This window comes from Pseudomonas fluorescens, assembly GCF_902497625.1.
In the GTDB taxonomy this organism is placed as follows: domain Bacteria; phylum Pseudomonadota; class Gammaproteobacteria; order Pseudomonadales; family Pseudomonadaceae; genus Aquipseudomonas; species Aquipseudomonas fluorescens_BQ.
Window position 1 is genome coordinate 23,496 of record NZ_CABVGX010000008.1, and the last position, 22,857, is coordinate 46,352.

The 22,857-nt window shown below is 58.8% G+C and carries 21 protein-coding genes; 14 read left to right on the plus strand and 7 right to left on the minus strand.

The features are described 5' to 3' along the window. Positions 1-295 precede the first annotated feature (295 nt). From F8N12_RS07030 to F8N12_RS07045, 4 genes are all read left to right on the plus strand, one after another. Positions 296-1,900, plus strand: coding sequence for a response regulator (locus tag F8N12_RS07030; RefSeq protein ID WP_150579806.1), 1,605 nt, complete (start codon positions 296-298; stop codon positions 1,898-1,900). Further along, a complete protein-coding gene (locus F8N12_RS07035; protein WP_150579807.1) occupies positions 1,897-2,589 on the plus strand; it encodes a sensor histidine kinase in 693 nt (230 codons plus the stop codon). The genes F8N12_RS07030 and F8N12_RS07035 overlap by 4 nt, the downstream gene beginning before the upstream one ends. A 199-nt stretch (positions 2,590-2,788) precedes the next feature. Continuing rightward, on the plus strand, positions 2,789-4,030 hold the full coding sequence (locus F8N12_RS07040) for a glutamine synthetase family protein (RefSeq protein WP_191623127.1): 1,242 nt from the start codon (positions 2,789-2,791) through the stop codon (positions 4,028-4,030). A gap of 176 nt (positions 4,031-4,206) precedes the next feature. Next, the gene (locus tag F8N12_RS07045; RefSeq protein ID WP_150579809.1) at positions 4,207-5,568 is read left to right on the plus strand and encodes an MFS transporter; all 1,362 of its coding nucleotides are present in this window, start codon (positions 4,207-4,209) and stop codon (positions 5,566-5,568) included. Between the two features lie 79 nt (positions 5,569-5,647). Here the strand turns inward: F8N12_RS07045 and F8N12_RS07050 are convergent, their stop codons facing one another. The 4 genes from F8N12_RS07050 to flgA all read right to left on the minus strand — a co-directional run bounded on the left by F8N12_RS07050 (position 5,648) and on the right by flgA (position 8,260). Continuing rightward, the gene (locus F8N12_RS07050) at positions 5,648-6,394 is read right to left on the minus strand and encodes a flagellar brake protein (protein ID WP_150579810.1); all 747 of its coding nucleotides are present in this window, start codon (positions 6,392-6,394) and stop codon (positions 5,648-5,650) included. Between the two features lie 92 nt (positions 6,395-6,486). Next, positions 6,487-6,954: a flagella synthesis protein FlgN gene (locus F8N12_RS07055; RefSeq protein WP_150579811.1), complete on the minus strand. Its 468-nt coding sequence runs from the start codon at positions 6,952-6,954 to the stop codon at positions 6,487-6,489. A gap of 48 nt (positions 6,955-7,002) precedes the next feature. Next, positions 7,003-7,329 (minus strand): flagellar biosynthesis anti-sigma factor FlgM, encoded by a 327-nt coding sequence (gene flgM, locus F8N12_RS07060; RefSeq protein ID WP_150579812.1) that lies wholly within the window; start codon positions 7,327-7,329, stop codon positions 7,003-7,005. A 169-nt stretch (positions 7,330-7,498) separates the two neighbouring features. After that, positions 7,499-8,260 carry a flagellar basal body P-ring formation chaperone FlgA gene (gene flgA, locus F8N12_RS07065; RefSeq protein ID WP_150579813.1) on the minus strand — a complete coding sequence of 254 codons (762 nt, stop codon included), beginning with the start codon at positions 8,258-8,260 and terminating at the stop codon, positions 7,499-7,501. Positions 8,261-8,343: 83 nt separating this feature from the next. On the opposite strand from flgA, the gene F8N12_RS07070 reads away from it, so the two are divergent. The 6 genes from F8N12_RS07070 (at position 8,344) to flgE (ending at position 13,512) form a co-directional block, all read left to right on the plus strand. Then, positions 8,344-9,276, plus strand: a complete 933-nt coding sequence (locus F8N12_RS07070; protein ID WP_150579814.1) for a chemotaxis protein CheV — start codon at positions 8,344-8,346, stop codon at positions 9,274-9,276. Positions 9,277-9,324: 48 nt separating this feature from the next. After that, positions 9,325-10,152, plus strand: coding sequence for a protein-glutamate O-methyltransferase CheR (gene cheR / locus F8N12_RS07075; RefSeq protein ID WP_028622193.1), 828 nt, complete (start codon positions 9,325-9,327; stop codon positions 10,150-10,152). A 419-nt stretch (positions 10,153-10,571) separates the two neighbouring features. Continuing rightward, positions 10,572-10,979, plus strand: coding sequence for a flagellar basal body rod protein FlgB (gene flgB, locus F8N12_RS07080; RefSeq protein ID WP_150579815.1), 408 nt, complete (start codon positions 10,572-10,574; stop codon positions 10,977-10,979). Between the two features lie 3 nt (positions 10,980-10,982). Further along, entirely contained in the window at positions 10,983-11,426 is a 444-nt protein-coding gene (gene flgC, locus F8N12_RS07085; RefSeq protein ID WP_150579816.1) for a flagellar basal body rod protein FlgC, read from the plus strand. Between the two features lie 15 nt (positions 11,427-11,441). After that, positions 11,442-12,164 (plus strand): flagellar hook assembly protein FlgD, encoded by a 723-nt coding sequence (gene flgD / locus F8N12_RS07090; RefSeq protein WP_150579817.1) that lies wholly within the window; start codon positions 11,442-11,444, stop codon positions 12,162-12,164. A 31-nt stretch (positions 12,165-12,195) separates the two neighbouring features. Further along, positions 12,196-13,512, plus strand: a complete 1,317-nt coding sequence (flgE, locus tag F8N12_RS07095) for a flagellar hook protein FlgE (protein WP_150579818.1) — start codon at positions 12,196-12,198, stop codon at positions 13,510-13,512. A gap of 492 nt (positions 13,513-14,004) precedes the next feature. Here the strand turns inward: flgE and F8N12_RS07100 are convergent, their stop codons facing one another. Continuing rightward, positions 14,005-16,899, minus strand: a complete 2,895-nt coding sequence (locus F8N12_RS07100; protein ID WP_150579819.1) for a ribonucleoside-diphosphate reductase subunit alpha — start codon at positions 16,897-16,899, stop codon at positions 14,005-14,007. Between the two features lie 732 nt (positions 16,900-17,631). On the opposite strand from F8N12_RS07100, the gene F8N12_RS07105 reads away from it, so the two are divergent. The 4 genes from F8N12_RS07105 (at position 17,632) to F8N12_RS07120 (ending at position 20,943) form a co-directional block, all read left to right on the plus strand. Next, the gene (locus tag F8N12_RS07105; protein WP_150579820.1) at positions 17,632-18,354 is read left to right on the plus strand and encodes a response regulator; all 723 of its coding nucleotides are present in this window, start codon (positions 17,632-17,634) and stop codon (positions 18,352-18,354) included. After that, on the plus strand, positions 18,351-19,961 hold the full coding sequence (locus F8N12_RS07110; protein WP_150579821.1) for an ATP-binding protein: 1,611 nt from the start codon (positions 18,351-18,353) through the stop codon (positions 19,959-19,961). The genes F8N12_RS07105 and F8N12_RS07110 overlap by 4 nt, the downstream gene beginning before the upstream one ends. Before the next feature lie 81 nt (positions 19,962-20,042). After that, entirely contained in the window at positions 20,043-20,624 is a 582-nt protein-coding gene (locus F8N12_RS07115; RefSeq protein WP_150579822.1) for a DJ-1/PfpI family protein, read from the plus strand. 13 nt (positions 20,625-20,637) lie between these two features. Continuing rightward, a complete protein-coding gene (locus F8N12_RS07120) occupies positions 20,638-20,943 on the plus strand; it encodes a ribbon-helix-helix domain-containing protein (protein ID WP_150579823.1) in 306 nt (101 codons plus the stop codon). Positions 20,944-21,042: 99 nt separating this feature from the next. Here F8N12_RS07120 and F8N12_RS07125 read toward each other — a convergent pair whose 3' ends face one another. Next, positions 21,043-21,930 (minus strand): dihydrodipicolinate synthase family protein, encoded by an 888-nt coding sequence (locus F8N12_RS07125; protein ID WP_150579824.1) that lies wholly within the window; start codon positions 21,928-21,930, stop codon positions 21,043-21,045. Positions 21,931-21,957: 27 nt separating this feature from the next. Continuing rightward, complete coding sequence (locus F8N12_RS07130) at positions 21,958-22,740, minus strand: aldolase (RefSeq protein WP_150579825.1); 783 nt, start codon at positions 22,738-22,740, stop codon at positions 21,958-21,960. Positions 22,741-22,857 lie beyond the last annotated feature (117 nt).

A 22,857-nucleotide genomic window follows, 5' to 3' on the forward strand; every position in this document is an offset into this window, starting at 1 on the left:
AGTGCCAGAGCGTGCAAAAGGCCAGAATGATATGGAACAGAAGATCTTGCCACAGACGGGCTCGCGCCTTCGGAAAAGAAGGGCGCAGATGGCGACGGATCAAACGCAGGAGCGGAATCATGGTCCGCGATGCTCCTACCGATTGAATGTTCGTTAAATCGGTATTTGTGAACCTTTAGTTATTGCCTGATTAAACAGCCGCAGCAATCGCAGCTCTGCGCCTTCAATAAATGCCCCCACTGGCCGATAACCCGAACAGTCATGACCTCTCCAATAAATTGTCTGGAAATCCTCGATGCTGTCGTATCACCAAAAGCGCTTTCTGATCGTCGACGATTTCTCGGATTTCCGCAGCTCCGTGCGCTCGATGCTGCGCGAGTTGGGCGTCAAAGACGTAGACACTGCGGACACTGGCGAGCAGGCGCTGCGCATGTGTTCGCAGAAGGCCTACGATTTCATCCTGCAGGATTTCCACCTGGGCGATGGCAAGAAGAACGGCCAGCAGGTACTCGAAGATCTGATGATCGAAAAGCTGATCAGCCATGAAGCGGTGTTCGTCATGGTCACGGCTGAAACCAGTCAGGCGATGGTGCTCAGTGCCCTGGAGCATGAGCCCGATGCTTACCTGACCAAGCCGTTCAACCGTGCAGGTCTGGCGCAACGACTGGAGCGCCTGGAACAGCGTAAGACGTTGCTCAAGCCGATCCTGCAAGCGCTGGATCGCGGCAAACCGGTGGAGGTGTTGAATGCCTGTATTGCCCTGTGCAAACAGGACGCGCGCTATTCGCCGTTATGTCTGCGTTACCGCGCCGATGCCTTGCGGGATCTCAACCAGAACGAAGCGCTGGAACGTCTCTATGACAGCATCATCGCTGATCGCCCGCAGCCTTGGGCGTTCTCCGGGCTAGGCAAGTTGCTGTACAAGCGCGGCCAGATCAGTCAGGCCAAAGGTGTGTACGAGAAAGCCTTGAAAGTCTTCCCGATGATGCCGGCACTGTATGACGGCATGGCCGATGTGCTGATTGCCGAAGGCGACAATAAAGCTGCGCAGGATATTCTGGAGGAGGCGATTCGCCTGTCGCCGCTGGCGGTGCGTCGTCAGGCACTGTTGGGCAAACTGGCGATGGCTAACGAAGATTTCGAGACTGCTTCCAAGGCTTATCGGCAGGCGGTGAGCCAAGGCGCGCAATCGCGCTTCAAGGATGCAGAAAGCAACCTCGGCCTGGCCCATGCGCTGATCAGCAAAGGCAGTGACAAGGGTCTGGACACGCGCACCCGGCTGGAGATCAACACCACCCTGAGTGCAGTGGCCAAGGACAATCCGACCGATCCGGGCCTGCAAGTCCGTGCGCGCTTGATGAAAGCCACCAGCCTGTTGCTCAACGACGCCGAAACCGCCGAAAAGCTCACCGAGCAGGCCATGCAGCGACTCGACGGCATGGAGCAGTTCATGAGCGCTGAAGCGGCGCTTTTGGTGGCCAAGCAATTGCAGGTGCTTGGCCAGCCTGAAGCGGGTCATTCGATGCTGAAGAACTGCGCGGAAATCTACGGCGACGACCCGGCAGTGATGCAGGGCATTGCCAAGCTGACCGACGACCCGAGCATTCTCAATTCCGGCAATGCGGCAGCCGACCTCAACCGGCAAGGCGTGCGGGTGTACAAAACGGGCAATCTGGTGGAAGCGCGTGAGGTCTTCCGCAAAGCCCTCGCGTTGCAGCCGAAGAACATCAGTATCGCGCTGAACATGGCCCAGTCGCTGCTGCATGGCATCGACACCAGTGTGCCGTCGGCGGAGCTCGAAGAATGTCGGGCCTGCCTGAAGACGATAGGGCTGATGCCTGATACCGATGCGCGTCATGCGCGCTTTCAGAAACTGAAACAAAAGGCGTTCGGCGCATGAACCACGACGACCCGGCACTCGATTTTTCCACGGTGATTGCCTCCACCGTGCACGACATGAAAAATTCTCTGGCGATGCTGATGCAGGCCCATAGCCAATGGCTGGCGCGCTTGCCCGACCCTGCATGGCACACGCCGGAGCAGGGCGTGATCGACTTCGAATTCGCCCACCTCAACGGCATGTTGGTGCAGCTGCTGGGGTTGTACAAACTCGGTGTCAACCAGATGCCGTTGCAACCGGCTTATCACGAGCTGGACGACTTCATTGAAGCGCAACTCGCCTGCCATCAGGACGTGTTCGCCAGTCGCGGAATCATGGCCACTTATGAAGTCGATCCGCTGTGCCCTCTGGGTTTTTTTGACCGTGAGTTGATTGCCTCGGTGCTGGCCAACACCCTCAACAACGCCATTCGTTTCGCGCGCCATGCGCTGTTAATCAGCGTCAGCGATGAAGCCGGTCAGTTGGTATTGACCGTCAATGACGACGGTGAGGGCTACCCGCCGGAGATGATCGAGCGGCAGGCCGACTACGTGCAAGGCATCAACCACAGCAGTGGCAGCACGGGATTGGGCTTGTATTTCGCCGGTCGCATTGCTGCCTTGCATCAGCGCAATGGTATGGGCGGGCACACCGAAATCAGCAATGGCGGGCCCTTGGGCGGTGGTGTATTCCGCCTGTGTCTGCCTTGATATTTCTTTTTGTTTTAGCTGCTTGATATTCTGAACACGCGGAGCCTATTTTGTGCAGGTCGCCGTTCGCGGCTCGCACAACAACAAGGATTGCGTCATGACAACCGATGGCCAGGGTTCACTCGCGCAGCGATTGACCGGCATTGATGAAATTGAATGTGTCACGCCTGATTTGAACGGCGTACCACGCGGTAAGGTAATGACCGCCGAGGGTTTCCTCGAAGGAAGACGTTTGCAGCTGGCGCGGGGCGTATTGCTGCAATGCATCATGGGCGGATATCCGCCGGCGCGGTTTTACGGCAGTGATGACGGCGACCTTGCGTTGATCGCCGATCCTGCACAGATTCACCGCTTGCCCTGGAGCCAGCAGCCACGCGCCCTGGCCATCTGCGACGCCGATGAGCTGACCGGCGAAAGCTCCAACCTGTCGACCCGTGGCCAGCTCAAAGCGGTCATCGCTCGTTACGCTGCGCTCGGGCTGGCGCCGGTGGTGGCGACCGAGCTGGAATTTTTTGTCTTTGCGCCGAACACCGATCCGAGCCAGCCGTTCCAGCCACCGGTCGGTCTCGACGGCCGACGCGAAGATGGTCATTCGGCGTTCAGCATCAGCTCCAACAACGGTTTGCGTCCCTTCTTCAGTGAAGTTTATGAATGCATGGCGGCGCTCGATCTGCCCCGCGATACCTTCATGCACGAAATGGGCGTCAGCCAGTTCGAGATCAATTTGTTGCACGGTGATCCGTTGTTGCTGGCCGACCAGACTTTCCTCTTCAAGCATATGCTCAAGGAAGTTGCCCTCAAGCACGGCCTGACTGTGGTCTGCATGGCCAAGCCTCTGGCGCACACCCCGGGCAGCTCGATGCACATTCACCAGAGCATCGTCGAAATCGGCAGCGGGCGTAACGTGTTCAGCGATGCCAACGGCGAACCGACCGCGACCTTCCGTCATTTTATCGGCGGTCAACAGGCCGGCATGGCCGACTTCACCGCCTTGTTTGCGCCGAACGTCAACTCGTACCAGCGCCTGTGCCATCCGTTCGCATCACCGAACAATGCCTGCTGGTCGCATGACAATCGTGCCGCCGGATTGCGTATTCCGGCCAGTTCGCCGGCCGCTCGTCGGGTCGAGAACCGTTTGCCCGGCGCCGACGCCAACCCCTATCTGGCGATCGCCGCAAGCCTGGCGGCCGGTTTATATGGCATTGAGCACAAACTGGAGCCGAGCGAGGCGATTCAGGGCGTATTCGAAGTGCCGGACAATCTTTCGTTGCCGTGTACCTTGCACGCCGCTCTCGAACGTCTGAAGCGTAGCCAATTGGCGAAGGAACTGTTCGGCAAGGAGTTCATCGAAGGCTACATCGCTTCGAAGTCCATGGAGTTGACCAGCTTCTTCGATGAAATTACTCCCTGGGAGCGCCGTGTTCTGGCCGCCCAGGCCTGACGATCCGTCGTCTTCGGGCTGTCTTTCCGGACAGCCCGAAATCCATTTCTGCAGGAGCGAGGCTTGCCTGCGAAGACGTTGGTACATTCAACATCCATGTTGACTGACACACCGTCATCGCGGGCAAGCCTCGCTCCCACAGAGTGACTCACTGCAAGGAGCCGCTCGGAACGCCGATGCGCCAAATCTGGAAACCTTTTCGAGCGCTGTATTTCTCCTCGCTGATGATGCTGATCGGCTCTGGTTTGCTCAGCACCTACCTGGCCTTGCGTCTGGCTGCCGACAATGTCGACAGCCTGTGGGTCGGTGCATTGATGGCGGCCAACTATTTCGGCCTGGTGCTGGGCGGCAAGATCGGCCACCGGCTGATAGCCCGGGTCGGACACATTCGAGCGTACTCGGCCTGCGCCGGGATCGTTGGCGCGGCAGTGCTGGGACATGGCCTGGTGGACTGGCTGCCGGCCTGGATATTCCTGCGGGTCATCGTAGGCCTCGGCATGATGTGCCAATACATGGTTATCGAAAGCTGGCTGAACGAACAGGCTGAAGCGTCGCAACGCGGGGCGGTGTTCAGCGGCTACATGATTGCTTCTTATCTTGGGCTGGTGCTGGGGCAACTGATTCTGGTCATGCACCCGGGCCTTGGTCCGGAGCTGCTGATGCTGGTCGCACTGTGCTTCGCTTTGTGCCTGGTGCCGGTGACCTTGACCCAGCGCATTCACCCGGCGGCGCTGCATCCGGCCCCCATGGAACCGCGGTTCTTCATCAAAAGAGTGCCGCAGTCCTTGAGCACGGTAATGGGCGCCGGTTTGATCATCGGTTCGTTCTACGGTCTGGCGCCGCTGTACGCTTCGCAGCAAGGGCTGACGACCGAACAGGTCGGTCTGTTCATGGGTAGCTGCATTTTTGCCGGTCTACTGGTGCAGTGGCCGTTGGGCTGGCTGTCCGACCGTTATGACCGGGCCCTGTTGATTCGCTGTTTTGCAGTGGTGTTGGCGGTGGCGGCATTGCCGCTGGCAATCATGAAAGAGGTGCCGCTGGAAGTGTTGTTCGTCACTGGCTTCATTTGTTCATTGGTGAAATTTTGCCTGTATCCACTGGCGGTGGCGTTTTCCAATGACCATGTCGAGGCGGATCGGCGGGTATCGCTGACGGCCATGCTGCTGGTGACTTACGGCATCGGCGCGAGCATTGGTCCGTTGGTCGCCGGTGTGCTGATGAAAGTGTTGGGCAGTCAGATGCTTTATGCGTTCTTCAGTTTCTTTGCCTTGGTGCTGGTCTGGCGTATCCGTCCGAAGGCGGTCACTAACCTGCACCAGGTGGAGGATGCTCCGCTGCATCACGTTGCCATGCCTGACAGCATGTCGAGTTCGCCACTGGTGGCCTGCCTCGACCCGCGGGTTGATGAGCAAGTGGTGCAGGAGCAGATGCATAACCCTGTCGAGCCGGAAACCGAGGCAGAACCTGCACCTGAGACCGATCCGCAGCAGGAAGATCCGGAGGGGCGCGAGCAGAGTTTCACCGAGGCGAGGCCTTAGCACTCACGCGGGATAGACGCAGGCATAAAAAAACGGGCAGTCACCGCAAGGGACTGCCCGTTTTATAAGAGGCTGTGTGTCAGAAATCGTCTTTATCGAAGCGTCGTGCTTCACGCTGCAACTGATAGACGAAACGCTCGACCTGGCGCTGCACCAGGCCACTCATGTTATGGAAGCGGATGCCGGCGAAGGTGGTGGCGATTTTCTCTTCGAAGTGCAGGTGACGCAGCTCGACCGGAGCCGTCATCTTGCCGAAGGGCAGCTCAGCGGCGAAGCGGTCGTAGACCTGGCCCAGCTGCAGGCTGGTGGTGATGTCGCCCTCGAAACGCAATTTGCAACCGGTAGCGGAAATGTCGAGCAATTTGCCGCTGATGGGTTTCTTGAGTTTCTCACCGTCAAGATCCACGCTGACCAGTTGCGCCAGTTTCAACGCTGCGCGAAACGCATTGCGGCGTTGATGGTAAACCACCTCGTCAGGCAGCGGCCCACGGTAGCAGCGGCTGTCACCCGACTCGTCTAGGGTCAACGCACCGTTGCTGTCCCAGGCGATCCGCACACCGTCATGAAAGCCTTCAACCTTGAAGGGTTCGCCGGCCAGCAAAAAGCGTTCGCCATCCCGCGGAATCATTTCGTCAAAGGCGATGGTGCCGCTGTCGCGGTCAACATCCACCAGGTAGCTCTGGAAGCGCTGAGTACGTTCCAGAAAGGTAATGATCAGCGGATCGTGACTTTCTTGCAGCTGGCGCAGGTTGCCGGAGATTTCCAACGGTGTGCTGAGCACCTTGGGGGGCTGCGGCGCATCTTCCGCATTGAGGGCATTGGACACGGTTCATCAATCTCCAGACAAAATATGACTACGGCTGGCCAGTATATTGCCAGCATGTTGCGCAGCTTGATAGGGCGGGGTCGGCTACAGACTCAAGCCTGACTGAGTGGCCGTGGCTTCGCAAGCTTGGCGGTTGATCCGCGAGCATCATAAAGAGCTGGCGGTTCACCGCCGGTGAGGATTTTCAGCTGATTGGCGGTCGCCGCCTGCTGGGCCAGAATCGATTGGCCATTGTTGCCGTTTGCCGCCTGGCATTGAGCCAGAAGATCAGTCAGGACATCGCTCTGCGCCAATAATTGATCGCCGATGCTCGATTGGCTGGCGAGTTGCTCCAGTCCGCTGCGATCGCTCGGCAGGTTGAGGCTGGCGAGGATTTCACTGCGCTTGCGGCCATGCTGTTCGAGCAGAATGATCAAAGCCTGCTTGCGCGCCAGAATTTCTTCGAGCAGAGGCATGTCGCGACCGTGCAAGGCGATGGATTCGGTTTGCAACAACTCCAGCAAATGTTGCGCTGGAGCAAAGTCGTCGGTGATCAGTTGCAATAGATTAGTGTCGTGCATGGCTGGCCTTGGGTTTTAAGCGTCCAAAAGCCTGGCGCAGGCGGTGGCCTAGCGCTGGGCTTCGAAGTTGAGCAGTTTGCTGGCTACACGGTTGCTGTCGACTTTATAGCTGCCATCGGCAATCGCGGCTTTCAACTCGGCCACACGGGCTTTGTCTACGGCGGGCTGATCGCGCAGCTTGTCAGTGACCTTCTGCAACTGTTGAGCCTCATTGCTGAGGTGTACCGATTCCCCGCTCTTGGTGGCATTGGCCTGTTCGGCCGGGGTAGTCAGCGGCGCGGATTTGCCTGCTTCGGCAACGTCCTTGGTAGCGCTGGTACGTGTAGTGCCCGTAAGTGACGAGGAGCTGTTTAAACGGCTGAAATCAATGACCATGGCTGAAAAAACCTCTGAGTATTTGGACGCTTGCCATGTTTTCGGCGCTCCCTGGGAAAACTTTAGGCTCATTTTTCAAGAAATGAGCCAGCACGCGCCAGCATTTCTCTGCATAGGCACAGTGTAGGGAACAGCCTCGGGCAACGCCACTTTTCAGCGGCAGAGAATCCTACATGGACACTTCCACCTGGCCAGGCGCGGTGACCTGCGCCTTGATGACTCGCTTGGAGTTGAGGTTTTTTACGCGAATCTGCTGGCTCATGCCTCCGTTGGCCATGGCCTCGCCGGGCATGCGCACGCTGAGCGTGCCGCTGCGGGCGGTAATTACCACCTGATCACCCTTGCGAATAACTTCAGCCTGTTCCAGGTGGACCAAGGTAATGACCTGGTCGGCGACCATTGGTCGGGTCAATCTTTGCCCAATCGCCTGGTCGAGCGTGGTCAGGTAGCCCTGGGTGATCAGGCTAATGTCGCGTTCGCGCATGCCTACATCTTCAGGCTGGAGAATGTCGGCGCGCCTTAGCGGACGAGTGGTCGTTACAATCTCGCGAAACAGGCGGACTTGAGCCGGTACGAACACGGTCCAGGGCGAGGCGCCCTCACAGCGAACCTTCACCGTTACCCGCCCCAGCGGCTTGGCCGGACTCTCCAGTGATGCTGTCAATTCCTTGTCGCACATGGGCATGCGCAGGCGTGGATCGAGCTGGTTGACCTGTATCTCGTAGCGGCCTTCTATCTGGCTGGTTGCGAGATAGTCTTCCACAGTGAATTCAAGAAAGCCTTGGGTCACGCCGATAAGCATATCAGGCAAGGTAACCGCGTTAGCAAAGGCGGGGCTGCCAGCGTTGAACAGGCAGACAGCCGAGATCGCACAGAGCAATCTGCGCAAAGTTGATGTCAGGCGTCGGAAAAATGTCGGTTCTGAGTTCATACGGGTTAAAAAGCAAGCGCCGTGCCGTTTAGTGATGAATGCGCGTCGCAACACACTTAAAGCGTCGATGTAGGAGTCTGGGCATGGCTGGGGTAATGGATTCAGTAAACCAGCGCACGCAACTGGTGGGGCAGAATCGCCTTGAGCTGTTGTTGTTCCGTCTGGACGGGCAGCAGCTGTACGGGATCAACGTGTTCAAGGTTCGTGAGGTGCTGCAATGCCCCAAGCTGACCCTGATGCCCAAGTCCAGTCCCGTCGTGTGCGGTGTGGCCAGTATTCGGGGGGCGACTATTCCGATCCTCGATCTGGCGATGGCGACCGGTTCGGGTGCGCTGAAAGATCAAAGCAATCCTTTCGTGATCATCACGGAATACAACACCAAGACGCAGGGTTTTCTGGTGCGCTCGGTGGAACGGATCGTCAACATGAACTGGGAAGAGATCCATCCGCCACCCAAGGGGACCGGCCGCGATCACTACCTGACGGCTGTGACTCGGGTCGACAATCAGTTGGTCGAAATCATCGACGTCGAGAAAGTGCTGGCCGAAGTTGCGCCGACGCCGGAAGCGATATCCGCAGGTGTGGTCGATGTCGAAACCCAGCACAAGGCGTTGTCATTGCGTGTCTTGACGGTGGATGACTCGTCTGTGGCACGAAAGCAGGTCACGCGTTGTCTGCAGACAGTCGGTGTCGAAGTGGTGGCGCTCAACGACGGTCGGCAAGCGCTGGATTACCTGCGCAAACTGGTCGACGAGGGCAAGAAGCCGGAAGAAGAGTTCCTGATGATGATTTCCGATATCGAGATGCCGGAAATGGACGGGTACACCCTTACGGCTGAAATCCGCAGCGACCCACGCATGCAAAAGTTGCACATCATCCTGCACACTTCGTTGTCGGGCGTGTTTAATCAGGCGATGGTCAAGAAAGTCGGGGCCGATGACTTTCTGGCCAAGTTCCGTCCTGATGACCTGGCATCCCGGGTAGTCAACCGGATCAAAGCAGCAGATAACAGCTAGGGACCTTCTGTCCCTGGCGGTCAACACGATTTAAAAGAGGCGGCATCTTTGTCTACGGGTAATTTGGATTTCGAACAGTTCCGGGTCTTCCTGGAAAAAGCCTGTGGCATTCTGCTCGGTGAAAACAAGCAGTATCTGGTCTCGAGCCGTCTCAACAAACTGATGGAGCAGCAAGGCATCAAGTCGTTGGGTGAGTTGGTTCAACGCATCCAGACCCAGCCGCGCAGCGGTTTGCGCGAGATGGTGGTCGATGCCATGACGACCAACGAAACCCTGTGGTTTCGTGACACCTATCCGTTTGAAGTGTTGAAGAACAAGGTGCTGCCGGAAGCGATCAAGGCCGCCCCTGGCCAGCGTCTGCGCATCTGGTCAGCGGCATGTTCTTCGGGGCAGGAACCGTATTCGCTGTCGATGTCGATCGATGAGTTCGAGCGGGTCAACATGGGTCAACTGAAGTCAGGTGTGCAAATCGTTGCCACTGATTTGTCCGGTACCATGCTGACCAACTGCAAGACCGGCGAGTACGACAGCCTGGCGCTCGGCCGTGGTCTGTCGCCGGAGCGTCTGCAGCGTTATTTCGATCCGAAAGGGGCGGGGCGCTGGGCGATCAAGGCGCCGATCAAGAGCCGCGTGGAGTTCCGCTCGTTCAACCTGCTGGACAGCTACGCGAGCCTGGGCAAGTTCGACATCGTGTTCTGCCGCAACGTGTTGATCTACTTCTCCGCCGAGGTGAAGAAGGACATTCTGTTGCGTATCCACGGTACGTTGAAGCGTGGTGGTTATCTGTTCCTCGGCGCATCCGAAGCGCTAAACGGTTTGCCGGATCATTACCAGATGGTTCAGTGCAGCCCGGGGATTATTTACCAGGCGAAGTGATTTGTCGGTACTACGAAAAACGGGAGCCCGCAGAGGGCTCCCGTTTTTTTATGCCTGCCGTTCTTCCTAACACATCACAAGACCCTGTGGGAGCGAGCTCTGTGGCGAGGGGGCTTGCCCCCGTTCGGCTGCGAAGCAGTCGTAAATCCGATTTAACTTTTGAAATTTCGGGGCCGCTTTGCGACCCATCGGGGGCAAGCCCCCTCGCCACAGGGCTCACTCCTACAAAGGGTACGGGGGGTTCTTTGGAGGGTGATAAGCGGCAGAAAAGCGGCGGCCGGCGGACATCCGTTGCCGCTTTTCTGGCATTGCCGCTCGAAGGCTGCCCGCAAAGCCCCGTTTTTCGGGCCTTTTAGATTTGGCACGCGGCTTGCTATGTCTCAGTTACGAAAATTCAGGTCACCCAAAGGTTTCCCGACATGAGCATCAGCTTCGATAAAGCGCTCGGTATCCACGAACAGGCCTTGGGCTTCCGCGCTCAGCGTGCCGAAGTCCTGGCCAACAATATCGCCAACGCCGATACCCCGAACTACAAGGCTCGGGATCTGGACTTTTCCAAAGTGCTTGCAGCACAGAGCGAGAAGACCAAAACCGGCTCTTTCGCCTTGAATATGACCAACAGCCGTCATATCGAAGCCGAAGGCCTGGGCAATGGCGACGAATCGCTGATGTATCGCACGCCGATGCAGCCCTCGATCGACCAGAACACCGTGGACGCGCAAATCGAGCAGTCGAACTACGCGGAAAACGCGGTCAACTTTCAGGCCAGTTTCACCCTGCTCAACAGCAAATTCAAAGGGCTGGTTTCCGCCCTTCGTGGAGAATAAGTCATGTCCCTCGCCAGCGTTTTCAACATTGCCGGTAGCGGCATGAGCGCCCAGACCACTCGCCTGAACACCGTTGCCAGTAACATCGCCAACGCCGAGACGGTCTCCTCTAGCATTGACCAGACCTACCGCGCGCGCCATCCGGTATTTGCCACCATGTTCCAGGGCGGCCAGGCCGGCGGCAGCGATTCGCTGTTTCAGAACCAGGATGCGGCAGGGCAGGGCGTACAAGTGCTGGGCGTGGTCGAAGACCAGAGCAATCTGGATGCTCGCTACGAGCCGAACCATCCATCGGCCGATGCCAAGGGCTACGTCTACTACCCCAACGTCAATGTGGTGGAAGAGATGGCTGACATGATTTCTGCGAGTCGTTCGTTCCAGACCAACGCCGAAATGATGAACACCGCCAAAACCATGATGCAGAAGGTCCTGACCCTCGGTCAGTGATAAGGGGCAACTCAGATGAGTGTTACCGATTCCACCAGTGGTTTGAGCCTCAACGACATCCTGGCCAATTCGTCGATCAAGACCAAAACCAGCGACGATAGCCTGGCGTCCGCCACCGGCAGCGTCGCGGGCAAGAAGGAACTGGGCAAGGATGCGTTCCTGCAACTGCTGGTGACGCAGCTGAAAAACCAGAACCCGCTCGAGCCGCAGGACAACGGCGAGTTCGTTGCCCAGTTGGCGCAGTTCAGTAGCCTGGAAGGCATCACCACACTGAATGACACGGTTTCCGGCATTGCCGGCAACTACAACTCGTCTCAGGCCTTGCAGGCGTCGTCGCTGGTCGGCCGTTCGGTCATCGCGCCGGGCGACAAGGCCGTGGTCGACACCTCCAAGAGCCTGAACGGCACCGTCGCCGTGCCGGTCTCGCTGGATGCGGTGACGCTGAAAATCACCAATTCCGACGGCAAGGTTATCCGCACCATCGACATGGGCAGTCAGTCGGCGGGCAACGCGAGCTTCATCTGGGACGGCAAGACGGATGCGGGCGAAGTGGCACCGGCGGGTACTTACACCTTTGCCGCCACCGCCAACATCGACAACAAGGCGACCTCGCTGATCACCAATCTGCCAGCGACCGTCAGCAGCGTAACGATCAGCCAGACGGGCGGCGAATTGATGCTCAATCTGGCCGGGCTGGGCAGCATTGCCCTGTCCAAAGTTCAAACCATTGGTATGTAGAGCCGACTAACCCGGCAAAAAGGAGTGGAATATGTCTTTCAATATCGGCCTTAGCGGTCTCTATGCAGCCAACAAACAACTGGACGTGACCGGCAACAACATCGCCAACGTGGCGACCACCGGTTTCAAATCGTCCCGTGCAGAATTCGAAGATGTCTACTCGGCGACCAAGCTGGGTTCGGGCAGCAAAACCGTGGGCAGCGGCGTGCGCTTGGCCAACGTGGCTCAGCAGTTCACCCAGGGCGACATCAACAACACCGGCAACGTGCTGGACATGGGCATCAACGGTTCAGGCTTCTTCGTCTTGAACGACAGCGGTTCGTTGTCTTACACCCGTTCCGGCACGTTCAAGGTCGACAAGGAAGGCTACGTGACCAACAGCGACGGCTCTGCGCGTCTGCAGGGTTACGGCGTGGATGCCAATGGCAAGATCCAGAATGGCATTCTGACCGACCTGCGCATCGACACGTCGAACCTGGCGCCAAAATCCACCAGCGTGGTGTCGTCGACCATCAACCTGAACTCCACTGCGGCAGTGATCGATCAGGCCGTTGTCACCAACAAGTTCGATCCGACCAAGACCGAGACCTTCACCAAGCAGTTCAGTACGCCGGTGTTCGACAGCCAGGGCAACCAGCACCAGATGGACCAATACATGGTCAAGACGGGCGCTAATACCTGGGACACTTATACCCTGATCGATGGCCGCAACCCTGACGGTAGCGATCCTAAAGTGACCGGCCCAGTGCCGTCGACCATGGTGTTCGACACCTCGGGCAAACTGGTTTCCGTCACCACGCCAGCTACCCCGACCCCGATCGTCAGCCCTGATCTGAAAGTCACCGGTTGGGTCCCAGGCACCGTCACTGACGGCGTGTGGAAGGCCAACGGCGCAGCGGCAAACCCGGACGGTGTGACCATTTCGATGAGCAACACCACCCAGTTCAACGCCGATACCGCGCGTTCGATCCCGGCGCAGAATGGCTACGCCACTGGTCAGATCACCAACCTGACCATCGACGGCAGCGGTGTGATGCTGGCTAACTTCAGCAACTACCAGACCAAGCCGATCGGCCAGATCTCGCTCGCCAGCTTCACTAACGAACAAGGTCTGCAGGCGGTAGGCGGCACCAGCTGGAAAGAGACTTACGCGTCGGGCATCCCGGGCTACGATGCGCCGGAAACCGGCACCTTGGGCCAGATCCGCTCCAACTCGCTGGAAGAGTCCAACGTCAACCTGACCAGTGAACTGGTCGACCTGATCAAGGCGCAGAGCAACTACCAGGCGAACGCCAAGACCATCTCCACCCAAAGCACCATCATGCAGACCATCATTCAGATGGCTTGATGCTGGCTAGCTGAGACGCAGTACCAAGAGCCCCTCGCGAGAGGGGCTTTTTTGTGGGTGGGATTTTTATGGCTGGGGCAGGATTTTGTGTTGTCCGGGAGGGCCTCATCGCGGGCAAGCCACGCTCCCACAGGACTTTGGTGCTCACACATCCATCAAACGCTGCGAAACCTGTGGGAGCGCGGCTTGCCCGCGATGGCGCCAGACCGTCAGTGCCTCCCACAGGGTTTGTGGTGCTCACACATCCATCAAACGCTGCGAAACCTGTGGGAGCGTGGCTTGCCCGCGATGGCGCCAGACCGTCAGTGCCTCCCACAGGGTTTGTGGTGCTCACACATCCATCAAACGCTGCGAAACCTGTGGGAGCGTGGCTTGCCCGCGATGGCGCCAGACCGGTCACCACATTTGCATGAGCAAAAGAAAACCCCCGACCATCATGAATACTGATCGGGGGTTTCGAGGTCAGCGCCTTGCAGCGCTTACCGGCTCAGCTTATTGGCAAGCTTCGCAATCCGGCTCGTCGATGGCGCAAGCCTTCGGCACTGGAGCAGGGCCGGCTGGTGCTGCCAGGACCGAATCGTCACCGTGGTTGCCGCCGCTGGAAACAGCGTTCAGCTTCCCGGTGTTGATGGTCGACTTCTCGGTGCTGGTCGCGGCCAGGGCACGGAGGTAGTAAGTGGTTTTCAGGCCACGGTACCAGGCCATGCGGTAGGTCACGTCCAGCTTCTTGCCCGAAGCGCCGGCGATGTACAGGTTCAGCGATTGAGCCTGGTCGATCCACTTCTGACGACGGCTGGCCGCGTCAACGATCCACTTGGTGTCCACTTCAAACGCGGTCGCGTAGAGCTCTTTGAGTTCTTGCGGGATGCGCTCGATCTGCTGCACCGAACCGTCGTAGTACTTCAGGTCGTTGATCATGACAGAGTCCCACAGACCGCGAGCCTTCAGGTCGCGAACCAGGTACGGGTTGATCACGGTGAATTCGCCCGACAGGTTCGATTTCACATAGAGGTTCTGGTAAGTCGGTTCGATCGACTGCGAGACGCCAGTGATGTTGGCGATGGTCGCGGTCGGTGCGATGGCCATGATGTTGGAGTTACGAATGCCTTTCTGTACACGGGCGCGAACCGGTGCCCAGTCCAGGGATTCTTTCAGGTCAACGTCGATGTACTTCTGGCCACGTTGCTCGATCAGGATCTGTTGCGAATCCAGCGGCAGGATGCCCTTGGACCACAGCGAACCCTGGAACGTCTCGTAGGCGCCACGCTCGTCGGCCAGGTCGCAGGAAGCCTGGATCGCGTAGTAGCTGACCGCTTCCATCGACTTGTCGGCGAACTCGACGGCAGCGTCGGAACCGTAAGGGATGTGCTGCAGGTACAGCGCGTCCTGGAAGCCCATGATGCCCAGACCGACCGGACGGTGCTTGAAGTTGGAGTTCTTCGCTTGTGGCACCGAGTAGTAGTTGATGTCGATCACGTTATCGAGCATCCGTACGGCGGTGTTCACAGTGCGTTCCAGCTTGGCGGTGTCCAGCTTGCCATTGACGATGTGGTTCGGCAGGTTGATCGAGCCGAGGTTGCAAACGGCGATCTCGTCCTTGTTGGTGTTCAAGGTGATCTCGGTGCACAGGTTCGAGCTGTGGACCACGCCGACGTGCTGCTGCGGGCTGCGCAGGTTGCACGGGTCTTTGAAGGTCAGCCATGGGTGGCCGGTTTCAAACAGCATGGAGAGCATTTTGCGCCACAGGTCTTTGGCCTGGATGGTTTTGAACAGCTTGATCTTGCCCGGGTATTGGGACAGGGCTTCGTAGTACTCGTAGCGCTCTTCGAACGCTTTGCCGGTCAGGTCGTGCAGGTCCGGCACTTCAGAAGGCGAGAACAGGGTCCACTGGCCGTCATCGAAGACACGCTTCATGAACAGGTCAGGAATCCAGTTGGCGGTGTTCATGTCGTGGGTACGACGACGATCATCACCGGTGTTCTTGCGCAGCTCGATGAACTCTTCGATGTCCATGTGCCAGGTTTCCAGGTAGGCACACACAGCGCCTTTGCGCTTGCCACCCTGGTTAACGGCAACGGCGGTGTCGTTCACCACTTTCAGGAATGGCACAACGCCCTGGGATTTGCCGTTGGTGCCTTTGATGTACGAACCCAAGGCACGAACTGGCGTCCAGTCGTTGCCCAGGCCGCCAGCGAATTTCGACAACATGGCGTTGTCGTGAATCGCGTGGTAAATGCCCGACAGGTCATCCGGCACGGTGGTCAGGTAGCAGCTCGACAACTGTGGACGCAGGGTACCGGCGTTGAACAGGGTCGGGGTCGAGGACATGTAGTCGAAGGACGACAACAGGTTGTAGAACTCGATCGCACGGTCTTCCTTGTTCTTCTCTTCGATCGCCAGGCCCATGGCCACACGCATGAAGAAGATCTGTGGCAGTTCGAAGCGGATACCGTCCTTGTGGATGAAGTAACGGTCGTACAGGGTTTGCAGGCCCAAGTACGTGAACTGCTGATCGCGCTCGTGGTTGATGGCCTTGCCGAGTTTTTCCAGGTCAAAAGTGGCCAGGATCGGGTTCAGCAATTCGAATTCGATGCCCTTGGCGATGTACGCAGGCAAGGCCTTGGCGTACAGGTCGACCATTTCGTGGTGGGTCGCGCTTTCGGCGACTCCGAGGAAATTCAGGCCTTCGGCACGCAGGGTGTCCATCAGCAGGCGGGCGGTGACGAACGAGTAGTTCGGCTCACGCTCGACCAGCGTACGGGCGGTCATTACCAGCGCGGTGTTGACGTCGGTCAGGGCCACACCGTCGTACAGGTTTTTCAGGGTTTCGCGCTGGATCAGGTCGCCGTCGACTTCTTCCAGGCCTTCGCACGCTTCGGTGACGATGGTGTTCAGGCGGCCCATGTCCAGAGGAGCAAAGGTGCCATCAGCGCGGGTGATGCGGATCGACGGGTGAGCGTTGACCGCTTCCTCGGCCGGTGCGTGGGCAGCGCGCTCTTTCGAACGACCGTCACGGTAGATCACGTAGTCGCGGGCTACTTTCTGCTCTCCGGCACGCATCAGGGCCAGTTCGACCTGGTCCTGGATTTCTTCGATGTGGATGGTCCCGCCCGATGGCATGCGACGCTTGAACGTTGCGGTGACCTGTTCGGTCAGGCGTGCCACGGTGTCATGGATTCGCGACGAAGCAGCAGCGGTGCCGCCTTCAACTGCGAGAAACGCTTTGGTGATCGCGACGGTGATTTTGTCGTCAGTGTAAGGCACGACAGTGCCGTTACGCTTGATCACGCGCAGCTGGCCAGGCGCGGTGGCGGACAGATCCGAAGTCGAATCAGCGGCCTGCGGCAAGGTGCCCTGCGGGTTCTCGCGAGTTGTGTCGGTTTGCATGGGGGGTTGTCTCCACATTCTCTATGTTTGTTTGGGCACCATCACGGTGCCCACCGTTCTGTCCTGAAGCACTACAACCGACGGGCGTCGGGCATAACCACTTCGGGACAGTAGGAAAAAGCTAATGATGCCGCTTCCGTGCCGAAGTCTTTGGTGCCGAGCCTGGGCCCGAAACCGGATTCCTTTCAGGGTGCGAGTCTTACTGCAACACCCGTACCGTTTCGGCAATTTTTGCCCTGAAAAACGGTGCCATCCGCGGAGGCGGTATGGGCTTGAAAAATCGCGCTGGTCAACCCTAAACAGGCAATTAAAGCGCTTGAGTTTCTGGTCTGAAATGTGGTTGGTCTTTTAAGCTAAAACCCTACATGTAGGGTTTTTTTCGCGACGGGCTACAAGATAATGCGTTTTGGGGGGTGTTGCAACGTACTACCTGTGGATAAACCTGTGCGTATATTGTGTGTGAAAGGTGGAACGCGCGTGTAAGCCGCGACGCTACTGGAGCGGACCCTTTTTCAGGGTTTTTCAGTGATCGAAAGCTCTCTGTCGGATTTCCAACGGCGCGAACCCTATCACAGAAAAATCGACGTTTGCGCATGCATTTATCGGCTTGTGTTCTCGGCGGCCGGCGTTTATACAATCGGCCGATGCACAGGTATTCTTATCCGCCCTGAACATTACAAAAAGACGGGCGGATCCTTCCTTTATTGATGTTGTTGGCTAGCAGAGGTCACCGTGGAGCAAGAAGCCTGGCAGGTGTTGATTGTCGAGGATGACCAGCGACTGGCCGAACTGACCCGCGATTACCTGGAAGCCAATGGCCTGCGCGTGTCGATCGAAGGCAACGGCGCACGCGCGGCGGCGCGCATCATCAACGAGAAACCGGACCTGGTGATCCTCGACCTGATGCTGCCCGGCGAAGACGGCCTGAGCATCTGCCGCAAGGTTCGCGACCGCTTCGACGGGCCGATCCTGATGCTCACGGCCCGCACCGACGACACCGATCAGATCCTCGGGCTGGACCTGGGCGCCGATGATTATGTGTGCAAACCCGTGCGCCCGCGCTTGCTGCTGGCACGTATCCAGGCGCTGCTGCGGCGCAGCGAGGCTCCCGAAGCAGCGCCGGAAAAACAACGGCGTTTGCAGTTTGGACCGTTGGTCGTCGACAACGCGTTGCGTGAGGCCTGGTTGAATGACAACGGCATCGAACTGACCAGCGCCGAATTTGATCTGCTCTGGCTATTGGTTGCCAATGCCGGGCGCATCCTCTCCCGCGAAGAGATTTTCACCGCCCTGCGCGGCATCGGTTATGACGGCCAGGACCGCTCGATCGACGTGCGCATCTCGCGCATCCGCCCGAAAATCGGTGACGACCCCGAGCATCCGCGCCTGATCAAGACCATCCGCAGCAAAGGCTATCTGTTCGTCCCTGAAGCCTGCGTAGACACTTCGTTGTGAACTCGATTTTCCTGCGCATCTATGGCGGCATGTGCGCCGCGCTGATTCTGGTGGCGGTGCTCGGCGTGCTCGCATTGCATTTGCTCAATCAGGTGCGTGGCGAGCAATACCGCGAACGCCTGGCCCACGGCACGTTTTCGCTGATGGCCGACAACCTGCAACCCATGAACGAAACCCAGCGTCACCGCGCAATTCTGGTCTGGGAGCGGTTGCTCGGGATTCCGTTGGTGCTGAGGACGTTCGCCCAGACCGATCTTGACCTGACCCAGCGCACCCGGGTACTGCGCGGTCAGGCGCTGGTGGAGCAAACCGGGCCGCATGCGGCGAAGGTCTACCGGCTGGTCAGCGAGAAGGAGCAGTTGGTGCTGACAGGTGAGGTCCAGCAGATCAGCGAGCAACTTGCACGGGCGACCATTTACCTGCTGACCGACGAGCTGGTGCGCGTGCCCGTGGCCGATCAGCCCAAGCGGCTCGCGCAGTTAAAGGAAGAAAAGGGCTTCGGCTTCGATTTGCGCCTGGTCACTGTGGATCAGGCCGACATGGATGAAGACCAGAGCCGGCGGGTTTCCGAGGGCGACACGGTGATGGCCCTGGGCAAGGGCGGTGATTCGATCCGGGTGTTTGCCGGCATGGTCGGCACGCCGTGGGTCCTGGAAATCGGGCCGCTGTATCAGATGAACCCGTATCCGCCGGAATGGCTGGTACTGATTGCGGCCCTTGGTCTGAGCCTGATCGGGTTGATCGTCTATCTATTGGTGCGGCAACTGGAACGTCGCCTGCGCGGTCTTGAAGCCGCTGCCACTCGCATCGCCAAAGGCAGTCTGGAAACTCGCGTACCAACACGCGGCGCGGACTCGGTCGGGCGCCTGGCTTCGGCGTTCAACGGCATGGCCGAACATCTGCAGCAGTTGCTGGCGATTCAACGCGAACTGGTGCGCGCGGTGTCTCACGAATTGCGTACGCCGGTGGCGCGCCTGCGTTTCGGCCTGGAAATGATCGGCTCGGCGACCACGCCTCAGGCGCTGGAAAAGTACCGCGAGGGCATGGACCACGACATCGAAGACCTCGATAAGCTGGTCGATGAAATGCTGACCTACGCACGACTGGAGCAGGGCTCGCCTGCGTTGAATTTCCAGCGTATCGATCTGGATGCGCTGGTCAATCAGGTGATCGAGGAGCTCGCACCGTTGCGCGCCGACGTCAGTGTGCAGCGTGGTTTGTGCCTCTCGGCGGCGGATTGCGATGACGCCTGGGTCGAGGCCGAGCCGCGTTACCTGCACCGCGCGATTCAAAACCTGGTAGGCAACGCCATGCGGCATGCGCAATCGCGGGTGACCGTCAGTTATCAGGTCGGCCAGCAGCGTTGTCGGGTGGACATCGAAGACGACGGGCCGGGCGTGCCGGAGTCGGCGTGGGAAAAAATCTTCACGCCATTCCTGCGCCTCGATGATAGCCGGACCCGGGCGTCGGGCGGGCATGGGCTGGGACTGTCGATCGTGCGGCGGATTATTCACTGGCACGACGGACGGGCGTTGATCAGCAAGAGCAAGAGCCTGGGCGGGGCGTGTTTCAGCCTGAGCTGGCCCAGGAATCAGGAGCGGCGCTGAAGTAGTAGGGGGGTATTACCTGCCGTTGTGGGAAAGGACTACTTTGAGTCTTCCTATGTTTTCCCGCAGAGGGCTCCTCCCATGGCTGCCAAGAAAATTCTGATGCTGGTCGGCGATTACGTCGAAGATTATGAAGTGATGGTGCCGTTTCAGGCGCTATTGATGGTGGGTCATACAGTGCACGCCGTCTGCCCTGACAAAGGCACCGGGCAAACCGTACGCACAGCGATTCATGACTTCGAAGGCGACCAGACCTACAGCGAAAAACCCGGACACCTGTTCGCCTTGAATTTCGACTTCGCCCAGGTGGCCGAGGCGGACTACGATGCGCTGGTCATTCCCGGCGGCCGTGCGCCGGAGTACCTGCGTCTGAACGAAAAAGTCCTCGAGCTGGTGCGAGCCTTCGACAAGGCCGGCAAACCGATTGCCGCCGTGTGTCACGGTGCGCAGTTGCTGGCGGCGGCGGGCATTCTCGAAGGTCGCGAGTGCAGTGCTTACCCGGCCTGTGCGCCGGAAGTGCGTCTGGCCGGCGGCACGTTCATCGATATCCCGGTGACGCAGGGCCACGTTCAGGGCAATCTGGCGACTGCCCCGGCCTGGCCGGCGCACCCGAACTGGCTGGCCGGTTTTCTCGGTTTGCTGGGCACCAAAATCACCTTGTAACGAAGGTCCTGTCATGTGCGAGCTGTACGTCAAAGCCGATCCGATTCTGTATGAGTCGCGCTCGCGGTCGCTACGCATCCGTGGCGTGGTGACCACATTGCGCCTGGAAAATCAGTTCTGGGACATCCTCAGTGAAATCGCTGAGGTCGATGGCATGACCACCAATCAGTTGATCGCCAAGCTGTATGAAGAGGTGATGGATTATCGCGGGGAGGTGGTGAATTTTGCTTCGTTCCTGCGGGTGAGTTGTACGCGCTATCTGAGCCAGCGGCGGACGCAAGCGCCAGAGTTGTCGGTGGTGCGCTCGGCGGTGAAGTAGCCTAGAACGCGTCGCTCCCGCTGCCGGGAGCGTGCTCGCGATGGTCTGGGCGGCCGCCGCGAGCAAATTCGCTTTTAATCAGTAGACGACCCCTGAGAATCAGCGCAGCGCATTCAACAGGCTTTGCAATTGATTGCAACTGGCCTCACTCAGCGCAAACACCGGCAGCCGTGGGTCGCCCACTTCCAGCCCGGTCGCACGCAAGCCAGCCTTGATGGTCGCCGGCAAGCCGCCCTTGAGGATGAAATCCAGCAGCGGCAATTGGCGATAGAACAGTTCCCGTGCCTTGCCCAGATCGTTCGACAGCGTTGCCTCGTACAGGTCGAGGTTGAGTTGCGGAATCAGGTTCGGCGCCGCCGTGCACCAGCCTGCCGCGCCCGCTGCGAACGCTTCCAGCGCCAGTGGATTACTGCCGTTGTAGAAAGGCACCTGGCCTTCGCCCAGCAGTTGCAGCTTGTGCATGCGCTGAATGTCGCCCGTGCTCTCCTTGACCATGGTCACGTTTTCCACGCCCTTGACGATCCGCAGGATCAGCTCGACGGACATGTCGGTGCCGCTGGTGGCCGGGTTGTTGTAGAGCATGATCGGCACGCCGATGCTGTCACCGATGGCGCGGTAGTGGGCAAGGATTTCCGCTTCAGTCAACTTCCAGTAGGACGTCGGTAACACCATCACCACGTCGGCGCCGCGGGCCTCGGCAAAACGGGCGCGGCGCACGGCCTTGGCGGTGGTCAGGTCAGACACGCTGACAATCGTCGGCACGCGTTTGGCCACGTGCTGGATGCTGAACTCGCTGACCTGATCCCACTCGGCATCGCTTAGGTAAGCGCCTTCGCCAGTGCTGCCCAGCGGCGCGATCGCATGCACGCCGCCTTCGATCAGGCGGTCGATGGAGCGCCCGAGCGCGTCAAGGTCAACGCCTTCGCCATTGGCGCTGAAGGGAGTGATGGTGTAGCCGATGATGCCGTGAATGTTTGGGTTCGACATGGTGTCTCTCCTTTGAAAAGGGTGGGTTCAGTTCAGGCAATCGGCGTGTTGGCGCAGGTTCTGCCGAGCGTAATAGTTGAAAGCGGCGGCGTGGCGCTTGGGCCGGGCAATCCAGTCGTGGGCTTCACGGCCGAGCTCGGGAATGATCGGTTTGATGGTGCCGGCACTCATCGCCAGCAACTGCAACCTGGCGGCGCGTTCGATCAATTGCGCGATGACACATGCTTCTTCAATGGTGCTGCCGGTGGACAACTGACCGTGGTGCGAAAGCAGCACTGCGCGCTTGTCGCCGAGAGCGCCGGCAATCAGGTCGCCTTCTTCATTACCGACCGGTACGCCCGGCCAGCCTTCCAGAAACGCGCAGTCGTCGTAGAGTGGGCAGAGGTCCATGTGGGAAATCTGCAGCGGCACTTCGAGCATAGACAGCGCCGCGATATGGGTCGGGTGCGTGTGGATGATGCAGTTCACATCCGGCCGGGCGCGGTACACCCAGCTGTGGAAACGGTTCGCCGGGTTAGGCATGCCGTGACCCTCGAGCACTTCAAGGTCTTCGTTGACCAGCAGCAGGTTGCTGGCGGTGATCTCGTCGAAACCCAGACCCAGTTGTTGAGTGTAATAGGTGCCGGGCTGCGGGCCACGGGCAGTGATTTGCCCGGCCAGGCCAGAGTCGTGACCATTCTCGAATAGAATACGGCAGGTCAGGGCCAGCTTTTGCCGGTCGGTCCACGTATTATCCGCCAGGCTGTTTTGCATCTGCGTCAGGGCTTGCTTGACCAGTTGCTCTTTGGGTAGTGCTAAGGTCTTGGCCATATCGGTGTCCTTTGGTGCGTTCAATGGACGTCGGGTTTGCCGTTCACTCGTTGCTCGCAAAGTCATGGGTGAGTGCAAATGACACGAAAGATGCTATATGACACATTGTGTCATTGG

Bases quoted from the DNA above. Each gene is read 5' to 3' on its own strand.
- F8N12_RS07030 (WP_150579806.1), top strand. From the start codon at position 296: ATGCTGTCGTATCACCAAAAGCGCTTTCTGATCGTCGACGATTTCTCG.
- F8N12_RS07035 (WP_150579807.1), top strand. From the start codon at position 1,897: ATGAACCACGACGACCCGGCACTCGATTTTTCCACGGTGATTGCCTCC.
- F8N12_RS07040 (WP_191623127.1), top strand. From the start codon at position 2,789: ATGACCGCCGAGGGTTTCCTCGAAGGAAGACGTTTGCAGCTGGCGCGG.
- F8N12_RS07045 (WP_150579809.1), top strand. From the start codon at position 4,207: ATGCGCCAAATCTGGAAACCTTTTCGAGCGCTGTATTTCTCCTCGCTG.
- F8N12_RS07055 (WP_150579811.1), bottom strand. From the start codon at position 6,954: ATGCACGACACTAATCTATTGCAACTGATCACCGACGACTTTGCTCCA.
- flgM (WP_150579812.1), bottom strand. From the start codon at position 7,329: ATGGTCATTGATTTCAGCCGTTTAAACAGCTCCTCGTCACTTACGGGC.
- flgA (WP_150579813.1), bottom strand. From the start codon at position 8,260: ATGAACTCAGAACCGACATTTTTCCGACGCCTGACATCAACTTTGCGC.
- F8N12_RS07070 (WP_150579814.1), top strand. From the start codon at position 8,344: ATGGCTGGGGTAATGGATTCAGTAAACCAGCGCACGCAACTGGTGGGG.
- flgB (WP_150579815.1), top strand. From the start codon at position 10,572: ATGAGCATCAGCTTCGATAAAGCGCTCGGTATCCACGAACAGGCCTTG.
- flgC (WP_150579816.1), top strand. From the start codon at position 10,983: ATGTCCCTCGCCAGCGTTTTCAACATTGCCGGTAGCGGCATGAGCGCC.
- flgD (WP_150579817.1), top strand. From the start codon at position 11,442: ATGAGTGTTACCGATTCCACCAGTGGTTTGAGCCTCAACGACATCCTG.
- flgE (WP_150579818.1), top strand. From the start codon at position 12,196: ATGTCTTTCAATATCGGCCTTAGCGGTCTCTATGCAGCCAACAAACAA.
- F8N12_RS07100 (WP_150579819.1), bottom strand. From the start codon at position 16,899: ATGCAAACCGACACAACTCGCGAGAACCCGCAGGGCACCTTGCCGCAG.
- F8N12_RS07115 (WP_150579822.1), top strand. From the start codon at position 20,043: ATGGCTGCCAAGAAAATTCTGATGCTGGTCGGCGATTACGTCGAAGAT.
- F8N12_RS07120 (WP_150579823.1), top strand. From the start codon at position 20,638: ATGTGCGAGCTGTACGTCAAAGCCGATCCGATTCTGTATGAGTCGCGC.
- F8N12_RS07125 (WP_150579824.1), bottom strand. From the start codon at position 21,930: ATGTCGAACCCAAACATTCACGGCATCATCGGCTACACCATCACTCCC.
- F8N12_RS07130 (WP_150579825.1), bottom strand. From the start codon at position 22,740: ATGGCCAAGACCTTAGCACTACCCAAAGAGCAACTGGTCAAGCAAGCC.